We start from the raw sequence: 14,258 nt of genomic DNA, 5'->3' as shown, positions 1-14,258 counted from the left end.
CAGGTTAGTTGAACAAGAAATTAGTTATGTTTTAATCGCTTGATACTACTATGCTAAGTTTTTATAAAAGGATATAGAAAGGACTGATTTTTTAATGGATATTAGAAAACCTAATGATTCTGAACTTGAAAAGGTTATTTTACTTTCTCCACAAGCTTTATTTGATGGCACATTGGGTGAAGTAAAACCTACAAATGAAAAAATTAAACGTCTTATTGTACCATTACTGGAAAAGGGAAGCTATTATTTAATAGCAACAGAGAACGAAAAATTAATGGGATGGATTCTTGTAGGTGCAGGTAAAGACCAATTCACTGACAAGATGAATGGATTTATTTATGAACTGTTTGTTATAGAACAATTTAGAGGAAATGGTGTTTCTAAACAGTTAATGAAAACTGCATTTGACCATCTAAGAAAAGATGGATACTCTGAAGTTCGTCTTAGTGCGTTTGCAGGGAATCCAGCTATTAAACTTTACGAAAAATTGGGCTTTAACATAAGAACAGTTTCTATGAGTTTGCCATTATAAATAATTATCTTATTTCACTAACGGGTGCTTTAGTAGAACAAGGCTGGTTAGGAGATAGCTCTTATTGTTAAAGAGGTTTATGGAGGGATGAAACAAATGGATAACGGGTTTATTAAAATTAGAAAAGCAATTTTAAGCGATGCGGAAGGAATAGCTAAAGTACATGTAAACAGTTGGAAAACAACATATGCCAACATAGTTTCTGATGAATATTTAAGTAGTCTTTCGTATGAAAGTCGTGAAAAAATGTGGACCAATGCGATTCCGAATGGAGGTGTTTATGTAGCAGACCATGAGGGAATAATAGTTGGTTTTTCTAAAGGCGGTAAAGAAAGAAGCAGTAAATATAATGGGTACGATGGAGAGATATACGCTATCTATATTTTAAAAGAGTATCAAGGTAAAGGTATTGGAAAAGCCCTTGTTAAACCAGTCATAGATGAAATTAAAGGAATGGGATTAAACTCTATGCTTGTTCTTGTCTTAAAAGATAATAGTTCTCGTCTTTTTTATGAATCACTTGGAGGTAGAAAAATAGATACTGTTGAAGTGGAGATTGGAGGAAAGAAATTTTCCGAACTTGTATATGGTTGGGAAGATGTAAGGAATATATTTTAATTATTCTTCTTCAACTAACGGGGGCTTTAGCAAAATCTGGCCATCAATTCGATGGTCTATTTTTTGTTCAAAACATTAAGTTGATCGCATGTGTGTATTGTGAAATGTTACACTTAAACTAACGCGGCATTTAGTAGAAGAAGTAATGAAATAATTTGTTTAAATATTTTAAAATATTATATAAATAATCTTCAATAAATGATTGGGAGAAATGGGGTAATACAATTGAGTATTAAAGAGATAACGGTAGAAAATAGAGAAAAAATCGTTTCCTTTTTTAAGGCACATTGGGGAAGTCCTGAAATGGTAATTTCCACTGGTATTTATCAATGCGATACATTAAATGGTTTGATTTTCGAGGAAAATAATCAGATTATTGGTTTGGTTACTTATGTCATTAAAGATGATGAAATTGAGGTTATTTCATTAGATAGTCTCCAAGAAGGAAAGGGAATAGGCACTTCTTTAATGAAAAAAATAGAAAACATTGCAAAGCAGAAAAAATTACAAGTAGTAAGTTTAGTAACAACAAATGATAATTTGAATGCTTTAAAATTTTATCAAAAAAGAGGTTACAGAATTACAACTATTATTCCTAATGGTGTAAATAAAGCACGAAATTTAAAACCTTCAATACCTTTAATAGGAAATGAAGGAATTCCATTAAATGATGAATTAATATTAAAGAAAATATTGTAGGTATATAAAAATTATTGGTGTTTGTTAATTTGGGTTATTCAACTAACGGGTGCTTTAGCAAAATATGGCCATCATTGTGAAATGTTAGACTTAAACTAAAGGGGCAGTTTAGTTGGAGATGAAACTTATGATAGAGTATTTCCGACTATATGTATAAAGGGGGTATTACATTGGTTCAAAAGTTATTTTATGTCCTGATTGCATTAACGTTATTTATGAATAGTGGGTGTTCCAATGAAGGAGAAACAACTACAGTAACAACAATTGATAGTATTGATGCTGAAGAAGTTTTAACATTGGACTCTGATGCGGATATTTTTCAGTATGATGGAGTTATCTACAAAACTAATATTGATTGGGTTGAAGAATTGTCTTTAACAAAAGATGTTCAAATCGGTGAAATAAAAACAAAAAATGATGCAAATAAAGATTTTAGAGATGAGATGTCGAATAAACTTCCTGTAGGTGCAAAGATTTTTTCCACCAAAGAAAGAGGAGATATTTTAATTGTTGAATCTGAAGGAGAAATCAAAAAATATCTTGCAATCGTTGAAGGGTAAACAAGTCTTCTTCAACTAACGGGTGCTTTAGTTAGATAAGTGGCTGCCTGTAAAGGTAGCTTTTAATTATTGAACTAACGGGGCAGTTTAGTTGAATAAGGAAAATATTTAATGAAAATTTATTAAAAAGGACATATTCATTTGAATAGTTCTTTTTTATTTCAAAAAGTGCATCTTTTTTGTATGGTACGCTCTCTAATAGATAGGATGGTGAAAAAAAGATGACGAATAAGGAAAAGAAAGTGAAACTATCTATTGGAGGGGATCAAGAAGCACTGTTGTTTTTACTTAAACAAGAAAAAGAGAAACTTTATAGGACTGCTTATAGTTATGTTCGTAATGAAGCGGATGCTTTAGACGTTTTCCAGCAAACAGTGATGCTGGCAATAGAGTCTATTCATCAGTTACGAGAGCCAAAGTATTTCACGACATGGCTGATGAAAATTTGTATCAATGTATCACTTGGTGTACTTGAAAAACAAAAGAAAGTGATTTCAATGGATGACCTGAAACTTCAATCCCTCTCCACCGAAATAGCAACATCGGATGAAAAGATGGACTTACTCGATGCGATTTATCAATTAGATGAAAAATATAAAACAGTTCTTCTTTTAAAATATTATGAGGATTTAACTTTTGAGCAAATAGCAGAGATACTTGGCGAACCGATTGGTACAGTCAAATCTAACAGTAAGAGGGCGCTAACAAAAATAAAAAAAACATTAAAGGGAGTGTACATAGATGAACGAAAAAAACCGATTTAAAGAGGCAATTAATGAAATTCCTGTTCCTTCTAAAGAGTTAGATGCTATATTGTCAGACGCTTTTAAAAAGGAGAAGAAGCAAGTGAAATTCTCCTTCAAAAGAATGGCTAAATATATTGCAGCCGCGGGGCTAATATCGATTTGTACAGTTTCATCTGCTTACGTATCACCTGCATTTGCTAACTTTGTTACCTCAATTCCAATTATTGGTCAGGCATTCGACTATTTCATCTTACAAGAAGACTATTATCAAGCGTATGAGGAAATTAGTACGGATATTGGTTTAGTTGAAAAAAGCAATGGAATAGAGATAATTATTGAGAAAGCATTTTACGATGGGAATACAGTAACCCTTTCATATATTTTACGAACAGAAGAAGATTTAGGTTCATTCCCAACTTTTAAAAACCTGCCAACTAATGTAAGTGGTGGTGGCTATGAAGGAGAGTATGTGGATGGTGTCGGCTATGTTGGCATGATGAGGTTGTCTATGCGTGATAAGGCACAAGACAAAGTGAATATAGATTGGAATCCTCAAGAAATTTATTCAGAAGACCAAACAATTGCAGGGGACTGGCATTTTGAATTCTCTTTAAACAAACTAGAAGGAAAACATATCGCGATTAATGAACGAGTAAGTCATCAAGATGGTGTATCGGTTGAGTTAATCGACGCAGTCAAAACGAATGTTAACTTAACGATTAATTATATCCAAGACGTTGAACCTTCTATTCATGATAGATGGGATTTTGTAGAAGCTGAGTTAAGTGCGATTGATAATTTGGGCAATAAATATAAAGTACCCTATAATGGGGGAACTGGTACAAAGGATGGTGATTCGAGTGAAGATATCACGTGGAATGCAACGATTCATGGTCTTGACCCAGAGGCAACATCCATTACATTTTCCCCTTTCGCTCATGTAAGTAATACTAGTGATAATAAACGAATTGATTTCGATCCTATTACAATTGAATTAAATTAACTAGTGATAATGTAATATCCTCAATCGTTCAAGGTGTCGAATTTGTTGTTATACGAATAATGTGAAGGATTGCACTTAAACTAACGGGTGCTTTAGTAAACAAGTGGCTAGCCTTTAAGGGTAGCTTTTTCTACGATGAGGAGAGTTCAATAAGATAAAATTATGGATATGTATAATTATTCTATATTTTCTTTTGAGAATTGTGCTTGTTATGATAAAGATGAAAAAATGAACCTTATTTCTTAAAGAAGTATGTATAGGAGGGGATGGAACAAATGCAGTATTCTATCAAACCAATTGCCTTTGTAAATAATACTAGAAAAGATATCTTGGATGATAATTGGGGTTCAATCATATCTACAATTGAACTAGCGGAAAATATCAATGATTCTTCATTGAAAGGTATTAATGAGTTCTCACACTTAGAAATCATTTTTTTCTTTAATAAGGTATCAGATGATAAAATTCAGTATGAAGCAAGACATCCAAGAAACAATAAAGATTATCCCGAGGTTGGAATATTTGCTCAAAGAGGAAAAAATAGACCAAATAAATTAGGTGTAACTATTGTTGAACTTGTTGAACAAAAACAACGTATATTAATAGTTAAGGGATTAGATGCATTAGACGGAACTCCGGTTATCGACATTAAGCCAGTAATGAAAGAATTTCTGCCAAAAGATGAAGTAAGCCAACCAGAGTGGTCATTCTCTTTGATGGAAAATTATTGGGAGGATTTAAAGTAATTATTTCATAAACTCTGTAAAAGTAACTTTTGATCGTTTATTGAAATGAAGATCGAAACTAGATTGTGAAATATTGTACTTAAACTAACGGGTGCTTTACTTCAAGAAGAGTAAAGCCTTTTTACTTATTGAACTAAAGGTGCAGTTTAGTTGAATAAGGGAACAAATATAAAGAAAAAAATTTACTTAATAAAATAAATTTTCTTCTTCAGATGACAATCTAAAATTTCTTTTATGAGACGAGTTTTAGACCTACTGCGGCACCTAAAACCATGCCAATAAAAACAAGTCTTTTCCAGTTTTTTGATTCACCATATAAAACCATACCTAAAATTGCTCCACCAGACGCACCAATTCCTGTCCAAATAGCATAAGCCGTACCCATGGGAAGTGTTTTCATTGAATAAGCAAGAAGAATAAAACTCGCTCCAAACCCGAGAATCAAAAGTACTAATGCTTGCCAATTACGATTTTTATGTAGTTTATTTATCATGACAACACCAAACATTTCAAATAAACCTGCTAAGATTAATGAAATCCATGCCATTAGGATTCATCTCCTTCCTGAACTTTGTCTGTTGTAACTAATTTCAAGCCAATTACTCCTGCTAATAAAAGTAAAATCAAGAGTACCTTTTCTACTTTAAATGGTTCTCCAAAGAATAGAAATTCAGAAAAGACAGTTCCTGCTGTACCTATACCAACAAAAACTGCATATACAGTTCCCACTGGAAGTTTTCGTCCAGCCATAATCATTAAAGAAAAACTAACGATAATAGCAATAACAGTTCCAACCCAAGTCCAAAAGTCATTTGCATGTTTTAAACCAATAACCCAAAAAATTTCAAAGAAAGCAGCAATAAATACTTTAATCCAGTCTTTATTCATCTAATTGACACCTCCGATTTTATTCTTTCCCATAAAAACAAAAAAACCCAAGAGAAAACTGTTAAAAAACAGTTTCTCCCAGGCTTTTATCCTTCCGTGACACAGCAGAGCTGTGAGTTTTCTCTCGGACCAGACCAACATGGAGAGTTGCGGAACCCTAGAAAACATTTAAGGTATATAGTTACCTTGTATTATACACATTTTTAAATCTTATTCAATCTTAGATTATCAAAAAGAATAATCTATAATATTCAATTAATGAGTGCTTTAGTTAAAGTTCATCAAGCTTCCCCGGCAGCTCTTATTCTTAATGACCTAACGGGGTTGGTTAGATATAAAGACAAGTAAAACCATTCTATATTGAATGGTTTTGTTCTTAGTTGTTATTTGAGGCTGTATCCTTATAAATTAGTACCTGTTCTAAAACTTTTCCAATATGATACATAAAAAAGTTGAGTATCAGCCCTCCAAAACAGACGGTCATAATCGTTCCGATGCCAATTGGTCCATTGAAAAGCATAGCTATGATCAAAATTACGAGGAAAATGAAGGTCCGCGAAAAAAATATCGTTTTCCCAGTTAGCTCCTGAATAATCAATGTTAGTCGATCAATAGGAATCGGTGCAAAATTCGTTTTCAAATAAATTGCGGTTCCTAAACCTGTAACGACTAAGCCAATTCCAAACCAGAAGACCTTACTGTACCATAATTCAGGTGTTATCAAATTGTGCGATAAAAAAAGCCACATATCAATTCCTATACCCGTTATAACTGCTGTTAACAACCCTAATATTTCTGGTCTTCTTCTTGTTAAAATTGAATTGAAACTAATTACTATCAATGCAATTATTATTTCCCAACTCCCCACTGTAAGCCCCGCATTTATGGACAGTCCTACCAAAAGGGCATCAAATGGTGACGTTCCAAAATCCGATCGTATCATGAATGAAATCCCGAGGGTTAACAGTAAAATTCCTATAACCTAAAAAATATATCTCATAAAAATCAACCTTTATATGATTATTTTTGTTGCAATTGCAACAAATATGATTTAAAATGAATATAGACCTTTTTTGTTGTATTTGCAACAAAAATATTAATGGAGGATTTATTTATGATAGAAATTCTGCGTGAAATCGGCATGATTGCTAGGGCTTTAGATTCAATCAGCAACATTGAATTCAAAGAGTTTGATCTAACAAAAGGCCAGTACTTGTACCTTGTGCGTATATGTGAAAATCCAGGAGTCATCCAAGAACAATTAGTGGAGATGATTAAAGTGGACCGGTCCACAGCAACTCGTGCCATCCAAAAACTAGAGTTAAACGGTTTTATTGAGAGGAAAGTTGATGGGGACAACAAAAAGATTAAAAAGCTATATCCAACGGAGAAAGGGAATACGGTCTACCCATTTATTAAAAGAGAAAATGATTACTCCAATCTTGTTGCTTTGGAAGGATTTTCTGAAAAAGAAGCAGAAATCACATTGGATTTATTGCTGCGGATCAGAAAAAACATCGAAAAAGACTGGGAATTTGTTAAAAAAGGAAACAAGAGAAATTACTAATTATATAAAGGAGCTGTCTAATCTAATGACTATGACGATAAAGAAAAGTACCCTTGAAGATTCAATTTACCTCCAATCCATCAGTGTAGAAACATTTACCGAGACTTTTAAGGACCAGAATTCACCTGAAGACCTTAATGCATACTTGGAGAAGGCATATAATGTAACCCGACTAGAAAAAGAATTGGTCAATCCGGCTTCGCAATTCTATTTTATTTATTATAATCAGGAAGTCGCTGGATACCTGAAAACAAATATCGATGATGCCCAATCGGAAGCAATGGGTGATGACTCACTTGAAGTAGAGCGAATTTATGTGAAGAGGAAATTCCAAAAACATGGTTTAGGGAAGCACTTGATGAATAAAGCAGTGGAAATAGCGAAAGTACAGAAGAAAGAGAGAATCTGGCTAGGCGTATGGGAAGAAAATGAAAATGCCATAGCTTTCTATCAGAAAAAAGGGTTTGTCCAAACGGGCGCTCACTCTTTTTATATGGGCGATGATGAGCAAGTGGACTTGATCATGACCAAAATACTTTAATAATATTTTTGAAAGGCGGAATATCATGTATATCCCAAAATATTTCAAGGTCACCAATGTTGACGAGATTCGGGAATTCATTCAACATAATTCGTTTGGAACGCTTGTTACGACAAAAAATGGGAGACCAATTGCGACTCATTTGCCGTTGCAGCTGCTGCAAGAAGAAGGTGCATTCTATATAACGGGGCATATGGCTTATGGGAACCTCCAATGGCACACATTAGAGACCACTGAAGAAGTATTGGTTATGTTTCAGAGACCACACGCATACATCTCATCCTCGTGGTATGAACAAGAAAATGTCCCCACATGGAACTATCAAGCAGTCCATATATATGGAAAGGCTAGTATTTTGGCCGGTAATGAATTAGAACAGGACCTGAAAAGCTTACTGCAAAAATACGAAAACCACCGTGAGAATCCCATTCTATGGGATAAGCTATCTCCTGAATTGCTGGAAAAAGAACTAAAAGGAATTGTGGGTTTTAAAATTAAAGTACAGGAAGTTCAGGCTGCCTATAAACTGAGTCAAAATCGTAATAAAAAGGATTATCAGCACATATTTGAAGAACTATGTAAGGAGAAAGATTTAAATGCAATGGCATTAGCCAAAACAATGAAAATCCGAGAATATCCAGGATGATGAAGGTGAACTTCATAAACTCTATAGATAGCGGGATTACTAGGGGAGTTTTCAATCTCTTATTCAACTAACGGGTGCTTTTCTTCAAGAAGGAGTAAAGCCTTTTTTCTTATTGAACTAAAGGTACGGGTTAGATTAATAATAAATAACAATATGGGAAGAATAAGGTGTAAACATAAATCTGAGGTGAATCTTGATGGTTAAGCGATATTTAGTCTTATTAGGATTTTTATTTATTTTTCTTACTCTTACGCAAGTTGTTGTTAAATCAGAAGCCAAATCAGAAGTAAAAGGAATGTATGTCACAACAGAGGACATTATTGTATTCCCAGTTATTGATCAAAGAGGTTACATGGTATAAAAATTTCGCTTTATAAAAAGTTGTAAAGTTAAAAGCTTCAGTTTATTGACAAGATGGGTTTATTACAATAAACTAATCAACAAGAGGTTTATCTCAATAAACCCAATGGGGAGGGTTGTCAGAATGGAGCCGTATAAATTGTTCGATGCCGAATACAAATTTACTTGCCTGATTTGGGATAACGAACCTATTAATTCTACTGATCTTGTAAAGCTAAGCCAAGCAGTGCTTGGCTGGAAAAAGTCCACGACTTATACTGTTTTAAGAAAGTTATGTAAACGGGGAATCCTTAAAAACGAGGAAGCAACGGTCACATCCATTGTTAAAAAAGAGGACGCGCAGAAATACGAAAGTCAGATGGTTGTTGAAAAGTCCTTCAATGGATCCTTACCGCAGTTTTTAACTGCTTTTCTGGGTGGAAAGGGGATTTCTAATGAGGAAGCCGAAGAGTTGAAACGAATTATTGAGGAGGCAACTAAATCATGAATCTGTTTCTTGTAATCCTTAATATGAGCATTACTGCAAGCTTTGTTGCACTTGCGGTTATCATGGTGAGATTTCTTTTGAGACGAGCTCCTAAAATATTCTCTTATATTCTATGGGCAGCCGTAGCCATCCGACTGATCACCCCTGTTAGTTTTACCTCAAGCTTAAGTGTGTTAGGCTTTGTAAAGTTCCAGAAGAAAACTGGCACAGGTTTCATTGAATTTGTACCCCAAGAAATTGGGATGCAGAAAAATCCAGTTGTGGATATTGGAATTAAGGAGATAAGCCATTTTATAAACTCATCCCTTCCAGGGTCTACCCAGATGGCGAGCGCAAACCCCATGCAAATCATCGTGTGGATTGGAAGTTTAATTTGGATTACAGGTATAGTCATTCTTTTGCTTTTTAGCATTCTGTCGTATTTGAAAATATTAGTTAAGGTCCGAACGGCAACACTTGTCAAGGATAATATCTATGAGACTGACCAGATTGACACACCCTTTGTTTGCGGTTTTCTGAAACCGAAAATATATATCCCAATCGGCATGAGTGATCATGAGCTGTCTTACATTTTACTACATGAGAAAATTCATATCACGAGACGTGATTATTTGATAAAACCTTTTGCATTTATGGTCCTCATCATTCATTGGTTTAATCCGCTAATGTGGTTATCTTATGCGCTTATGAGTAAAGACATGGAGATGTCCTGCGATGAAAGTGTCGTTAACAAAATGGGGCATCAGATTAAAGGAAGCTATTCGACCTCATTGCTTACGCTTTCTGTTAGTAAGAAAGGCTTGCTAACCGGTAGTCCACTTGCTTTTGGAGAGAGCAATGTGAAGGCAAGAATTAAAAATATTCTTACGTACCGCCAACCTTCTAAAAGGATGAGGGCAGCTTTTATGCTCGTTATTGTAACATTAGTTGTAGGATGTACAGCCAATCCCAAGCCTTTGCAGCAAGCACTGCAGCAGGAAACCTTGCAGTCATTATATTCTGGATATAATATAGAAAAGCTAATGGAGAACAAAACTCTATATGTAGGTAACGCTAGTAAGGTAGGCGGTCTCCTCGGCGGAATGCCCGTACCAACAGGTCTTGAATGGAACGGGATGGCACTTCAAACAACGGCTCAGCCTTATGGTGTAACTGCCAATTATATAATGAATGATCCTGTTCCCGGGAAAGATGAGGCTGAAATAAATAGCGAACTTTATTATCGTAATTCCATTCTCCTCTTAAGTCTGATTGATAACGTCGATAGTATAACGTATTCGATTGTTGATAGCCCAGACCAAAACGATGGTGTAGTTAATACCTTTACGTTTACAAGAGAACAGGCAGACAAATTGATTGGAGAGGATGTCAGACATTATGCCACAGACGAAACAAGCCTGCGACAATTGATCGATCGTTTTGAAAGCCTGTCGTTTAGTGAAACCAATAACGCCCCTTAACGTTTATCATTTAAAATATGCCCTGCAGGGGATACTTTAATGGATCTCATAGCGTTAATGCTTATTTCTTTAATAGACGATATTTCGAAGTAATGATATGTCCAATTTCCAATTTCCCAATTTAAATTATGGGGAATTGGTTTTTTTTATATTGTGATTTCCTTAGCGTTGTAAACGCGATTTTCGTGACACTATTCCTTATAGTGCAAAATAACTCTCAAAAAAAGTGCAAATTACCTCCAAAAGTGACAGGTAGATCTAAGTAAGTAATTCCTATTATGAAACTATATCTAAGAAAAACCTTCGTCTTGTTCGGATTATGAATGGTGAAGAATAAGTAAATTAAGACAATTTAGGGGCATAAAGCGCAACTTCCTTCTTCAACTAACGCCGCAGTTTAGTTGAAGAAGGGATATGAAATTCCATTCTTTTTATTTCGCATTTGACTCAAACTGAGAAATAAAAAAAGAGCAATGGTAGATAAATCTAACCTTTGCTCAAAAATTCTTAACAGTTGCAGATCATTAATACGTTTCCATCTAAATCCACAAAGTTAAAATAGGCAAAATCACCAATACGCTCTATTTCTCTAACAACTGTTATTCCATTGTTTTTGATAAATTTGTATGCTTCATCAATATCTTTGACGAAGAAATTAAATAAAACATGGTTTGAAGGATTTAGTATAAAGCTCGGATCGAAAGTATGGTCGTCTAAAGTAAGTCCAGTCTCAGCTGTAATAGGGATATTGTAAACAGGAGATGAAACATTATCCTTATTAAAGGGTATTCCAAGTAGTTTGCTGTACCATTCTGCAGACCTTTCTAAGTCACTAACATGGATAAAAACATTATTTACCTTACAGGTAATTGGAGAAGCGATTGAATTCATTAACATTCCACCCTTTGTTTATATTTTCTTTTACTAATTCAACAAATCGTAAGAAAAACATTAGCAGTATGAACAAACTTTGAAAGAAAGAACCGAAGAGGTCTTTTGACATTTCAAAATAATTAATTCCAACTTACTGGTGTTTTTACTAATTGTGCCTTTATTCCAAGTTCTTCAGCAGCAGCTAAAATAAATTCTTTCCTAAAAAAATAACTTTTATGGCTTACTATTTTACCGTTTTCAATCTCTTGTATTTGAATGTCATGTATTTCAGGACTATGGTCATTATTAGTTAGCACAATAATAACTGGTTTACCCCAAAGTTCTATTTCTATAGCAGTATGGCCAGGCAATCCAAATCTTAGAGAACCTTTTCGCATCTCCTCTTTAGAGAATTCCTGGAATCCAAAGAACGCTTCATTTTGTGCTTGATCACTAAATAATCTTAACATACTATTTAAATCTCCATTATTAAAGGCTTCTAAGTATGCTTGAATGGTTACGTTATGACTTTGTGTATCTATTTTAGTTTTTGATTCTGAAAAATCCAAAGAAGCTATTTTTCTTCTCGCACGTTGAACGGAAGAATATACACCACCTGGAGTGCTTTGGACAATCCCAGCTACTTCATCTGCACTAAACTGGAAAATATCCAATAGTAGAAATGCTGCTGTTTGTTTAATGGTCAAATTCGACTCCAACGATATTAGAATCTCTTCCAATATTAGACGATCTGAAAAATCAAGACTTGGCTCAGGTACTTCATCTAAAGTTCCTATTTCACGTTTGAGCTTTCTACATTGGTCCAGCCAGGTGTTTGTTGCAACTTTGAAGAGATAGTATTTTTTATCAGTAATCTCACTCCAACGTTGGGGTAGTAATCCAAAGGACTTTATCATTGTCTCTTGATAAAGATCTTCGCCATCCCAAGCGGAACCAGTTACATATTTACAATAGTTCCACAGGTCTGATGAGTATACTAAAACTATTTCTTCAAATTCATATCTTAATTTTCGAGCTTCATCCAAAAAACCTTGTTAATGTTATTACTTAGTTCCATATAATTTCCCTCCTAATGTACTTACAATAAATAGACGTTTGAGAATAGAAAAATTATACGGCTTAGTAAAAAAAAATAAAGATACTAAAATTTGTTCCAAAGCAATAGCAAGAAAGACTAAATTAGGGAGGGTGATAATACACAATACGAACAAAATGTGCAATAGAAAAAAGATATTTATTCAACTAACGGGTGCTTTACTCCAAGAAGGAGTAAAGCCTTTTTTCTTTTTGAACTAAAGGGGGGATACAAAATTGGGGAAAACAGTTACTTTATTTAGTACAGAAGATAAAGATTCAAGAGTGGTAGAAAGATTCACTTTTGAAAAATTAGGTATTGACGAGGGTATGGATGATAAAGCAGAAAAAAGTAATAGACGAACTTTTCCAAAGATGGGTTTGGCATAAGCTTAATATTTCTTATAGCATAGTTATAGAAGAGGACTAACTTGCATGGACGATAATATTTTACGACCAAAAGGGCAACTTACTTATTCAACTAACGGGTGCTTTACTTAAAGTAAGGATTAAAGCATCCTTAGTACAAATTACTACTTTGTTTTAACAATTACAGTGTGATGAAGGGGAATTATAAAAGGACATACTCTATATGCAAACTGAATATAAGTAGGATTAAGAACATTTTAATCAGGGGTTGATAATTTTTGAATGAATTGAAAAAAATTGTTGTTATATTGATTGAGATTTTTGCTTTCTTAGCAATCGGCTTTATATTTACAGTACATATACTTAAAAATGTCTATAAAAGCTATGGAATTTTACTTACAGGGAATGTTTGGGTTAATTGGTTCGGAGTATCTTATATTTTATTTGTCCTATACACGCTGATTGTTGGATTATTGATTATGAACGAAAGTAATTTTTATTACCAACGGCGGACATCAACTTTTTTTTGGCTTCTTTTCATCAGTTCAATTTATATAGTATTTATTCCGTTTATTAGAGGTGAAAACCCGTTTTAAATTTTAATGACAGTCAATACAAACAGGGAAGTTATAAAATTAGTTCTTCAACTAACGGGTGCTTTAGCAAAATGCGGCCATCATATAGATGGTCTATTTTAATGTCCAAAACATTAAGTTGATCTCAGATATGCATTGTGAAATGTTACACTTAAACTAAAGCCACAGTTTAGTTGAATAGGGATAATTATAATAAAATTGGACAAACTAAACCTAAATAAAACGTATATTCCACTAATTTGAATTAGTGGAGTATACGTTTTATTGTGTGTTTTGGATAGGGGTGCTTCTCATGTATCCTTTTAACGCAAATTTACATCTTTATTTGAAACAGCCAAACCCTTATAGGACAAGGGTTTTGGCTGTTTTATATTTTCACTTGAGGTTGTTACAAGAAGGATTAACGCAAAAACGATTGAAAATCGACCAAAAGAGAAGAAATTAATGAAGAAAAGGTAATTTTCAATCGAGT

Annotated in this window: 19 protein-coding genes and 1 riboswitch; of the genes, 14 read left to right on the top strand and 5 right to left on the bottom strand. The window is 33.9% G+C overall.

Annotated elements, in window-relative coordinates; all coding sequences use genetic code 11:
* Nucleotides 1-94: 94 nt before the first annotated feature.
* From OR571_RS03550 to OR571_RS03520, 7 genes are all read left to right on the top strand, one after another.
* Nucleotides 95-532, top strand: a complete 438-nt coding sequence (locus OR571_RS03550) for a GNAT family N-acetyltransferase (RefSeq protein WP_282241462.1) — start codon at nucleotides 95-97, stop codon at nucleotides 530-532.
* A gap of 96 nt (nucleotides 533-628) precedes the next feature.
* On the top strand, nucleotides 629-1,150 hold the full coding sequence (locus OR571_RS03545) for a GNAT family N-acetyltransferase (protein WP_282241500.1): 522 nt from the start codon (nucleotides 629-631) through the stop codon (nucleotides 1,148-1,150).
* A 225-nt stretch (nucleotides 1,151-1,375) separates the two neighbouring features.
* Nucleotides 1,376-1,849 (top strand): GNAT family N-acetyltransferase, encoded by a 474-nt coding sequence (locus OR571_RS03540; protein WP_282241461.1) that lies wholly within the window; start codon nucleotides 1,376-1,378, stop codon nucleotides 1,847-1,849.
* Nucleotides 1,850-2,019: 170 nt separating this feature from the next.
* The gene (locus tag OR571_RS03535; RefSeq protein WP_282241459.1) at nucleotides 2,020-2,409 is read left to right on the top strand and encodes a hypothetical protein; all 390 of its coding nucleotides are present in this window, start codon (nucleotides 2,020-2,022) and stop codon (nucleotides 2,407-2,409) included.
* 221 nt (nucleotides 2,410-2,630) lie between these two features.
* Entirely contained in the window at nucleotides 2,631-3,173 is a 543-nt protein-coding gene (locus OR571_RS03530; protein WP_282241458.1) for a sigma-70 family RNA polymerase sigma factor, read from the top strand.
* Nucleotides 3,151-4,158, top strand: coding sequence for a DUF4179 domain-containing protein (locus OR571_RS03525; protein WP_282241457.1), 1,008 nt, complete (start codon nucleotides 3,151-3,153; stop codon nucleotides 4,156-4,158). Before OR571_RS03530 ends, OR571_RS03525 begins: the two co-directional genes overlap by 23 nt.
* Nucleotides 4,159-4,433: 275 nt before the next feature.
* Nucleotides 4,434-4,904, top strand: a complete 471-nt coding sequence (locus tag OR571_RS03520; RefSeq protein ID WP_282241499.1) for an SAM-dependent methyltransferase — start codon at nucleotides 4,434-4,436, stop codon at nucleotides 4,902-4,904.
* Nucleotides 4,905-5,136: 232 nt separating this feature from the next.
* Here OR571_RS03520 and OR571_RS03515 read toward each other — a convergent pair whose 3' ends face one another.
* From OR571_RS03515 to OR571_RS03505, 3 genes are all read right to left on the bottom strand, one after another.
* The gene (locus tag OR571_RS03515) at nucleotides 5,137-5,451 is read right to left on the bottom strand and encodes a DMT family transporter (RefSeq protein WP_282241455.1); all 315 of its coding nucleotides are present in this window, start codon (nucleotides 5,449-5,451) and stop codon (nucleotides 5,137-5,139) included.
* A complete protein-coding gene (locus OR571_RS03510) occupies nucleotides 5,451-5,792 on the bottom strand; it encodes a DMT family transporter (RefSeq protein WP_282241454.1) in 342 nt (113 codons plus the stop codon). Before OR571_RS03510 ends, OR571_RS03515 begins: the two co-directional genes overlap by 1 nt.
* Before the next feature lie 73 nt (nucleotides 5,793-5,865).
* A riboswitch (guanidine-I (ykkC/yxkD leader) is annotated at nucleotides 5,866-5,964 on the bottom strand.
* A 204-nt stretch (nucleotides 5,965-6,168) separates the two neighbouring features.
* The gene (locus OR571_RS03505; protein ID WP_282241453.1) at nucleotides 6,169-6,735 is read right to left on the bottom strand and encodes a YczE/YyaS/YitT family protein; all 567 of its coding nucleotides are present in this window, start codon (nucleotides 6,733-6,735) and stop codon (nucleotides 6,169-6,171) included.
* A gap of 171 nt (nucleotides 6,736-6,906) precedes the next feature.
* Here OR571_RS03505 and OR571_RS03500 point away from each other — a divergent pair, with 171 nt between their 5' ends.
* From OR571_RS03500 to OR571_RS03475, 6 genes are all read left to right on the top strand, one after another.
* Nucleotides 6,907-7,359: a MarR family winged helix-turn-helix transcriptional regulator gene (locus OR571_RS03500; RefSeq protein WP_282241452.1), complete on the top strand. Its 453-nt coding sequence runs from the start codon at nucleotides 6,907-6,909 to the stop codon at nucleotides 7,357-7,359.
* Nucleotides 7,360-7,384: 25 nt separating this feature from the next.
* On the top strand, nucleotides 7,385-7,900 hold the full coding sequence (gene paiA, locus OR571_RS03495) for a spermidine/spermine N(1)-acetyltransferase (RefSeq protein ID WP_282241451.1): 516 nt from the start codon (nucleotides 7,385-7,387) through the stop codon (nucleotides 7,898-7,900).
* A 25-nt stretch (nucleotides 7,901-7,925) separates the two neighbouring features.
* Nucleotides 7,926-8,546: an FMN-binding negative transcriptional regulator gene (locus OR571_RS03490; RefSeq protein WP_282241450.1), complete on the top strand. Its 621-nt coding sequence runs from the start codon at nucleotides 7,926-7,928 to the stop codon at nucleotides 8,544-8,546.
* A gap of 196 nt (nucleotides 8,547-8,742) precedes the next feature.
* Nucleotides 8,743-8,907, top strand: a complete 165-nt coding sequence (locus OR571_RS03485) for a hypothetical protein (protein WP_282241449.1) — start codon at nucleotides 8,743-8,745, stop codon at nucleotides 8,905-8,907.
* Between the two features lie 123 nt (nucleotides 8,908-9,030).
* Complete coding sequence (locus OR571_RS03480; RefSeq protein ID WP_282241448.1) at nucleotides 9,031-9,393, top strand: BlaI/MecI/CopY family transcriptional regulator; 363 nt, start codon at nucleotides 9,031-9,033, stop codon at nucleotides 9,391-9,393.
* Nucleotides 9,390-10,853: a M56 family metallopeptidase gene (locus OR571_RS03475; RefSeq protein ID WP_282241447.1), complete on the top strand. Its 1,464-nt coding sequence runs from the start codon at nucleotides 9,390-9,392 to the stop codon at nucleotides 10,851-10,853. The genes OR571_RS03480 and OR571_RS03475 overlap by 4 nt, the downstream gene beginning before the upstream one ends.
* Before the next feature lie 507 nt (nucleotides 10,854-11,360).
* Here OR571_RS03475 and OR571_RS03470 read toward each other — a convergent pair.
* Both OR571_RS03470 and OR571_RS03465 read right to left on the bottom strand, forming a co-directional pair.
* Complete coding sequence (locus OR571_RS03470; protein ID WP_282241446.1) at nucleotides 11,361-11,744, bottom strand: VOC family protein; 384 nt, start codon at nucleotides 11,742-11,744, stop codon at nucleotides 11,361-11,363.
* A 122-nt stretch (nucleotides 11,745-11,866) separates the two neighbouring features.
* The gene (locus OR571_RS03465; RefSeq protein WP_282241445.1) at nucleotides 11,867-12,772 is read right to left on the bottom strand and encodes a sigma-70 family RNA polymerase sigma factor; all 906 of its coding nucleotides are present in this window, start codon (nucleotides 12,770-12,772) and stop codon (nucleotides 11,867-11,869) included.
* A gap of 286 nt (nucleotides 12,773-13,058) precedes the next feature.
* On the opposite strand from OR571_RS03465, the gene OR571_RS03460 reads away from it, so the two are divergent.
* Entirely contained in the window at nucleotides 13,059-13,211 is a 153-nt protein-coding gene (locus OR571_RS03460; protein WP_282241444.1) for a hypothetical protein, read from the top strand.
* Nucleotides 13,212-14,258 lie beyond the last annotated feature (1,047 nt).

The organism is Psychrobacillus sp. NEAU-3TGS, assembly GCF_029955155.1.
Classification (GTDB): Bacteria; Bacillota; Bacilli; order Bacillales_A; family Planococcaceae; genus Psychrobacillus.
Note: the sequence above shows the minus strand (reverse complement) of the source record. Positions and strands in the feature narration are given on the sequence as shown.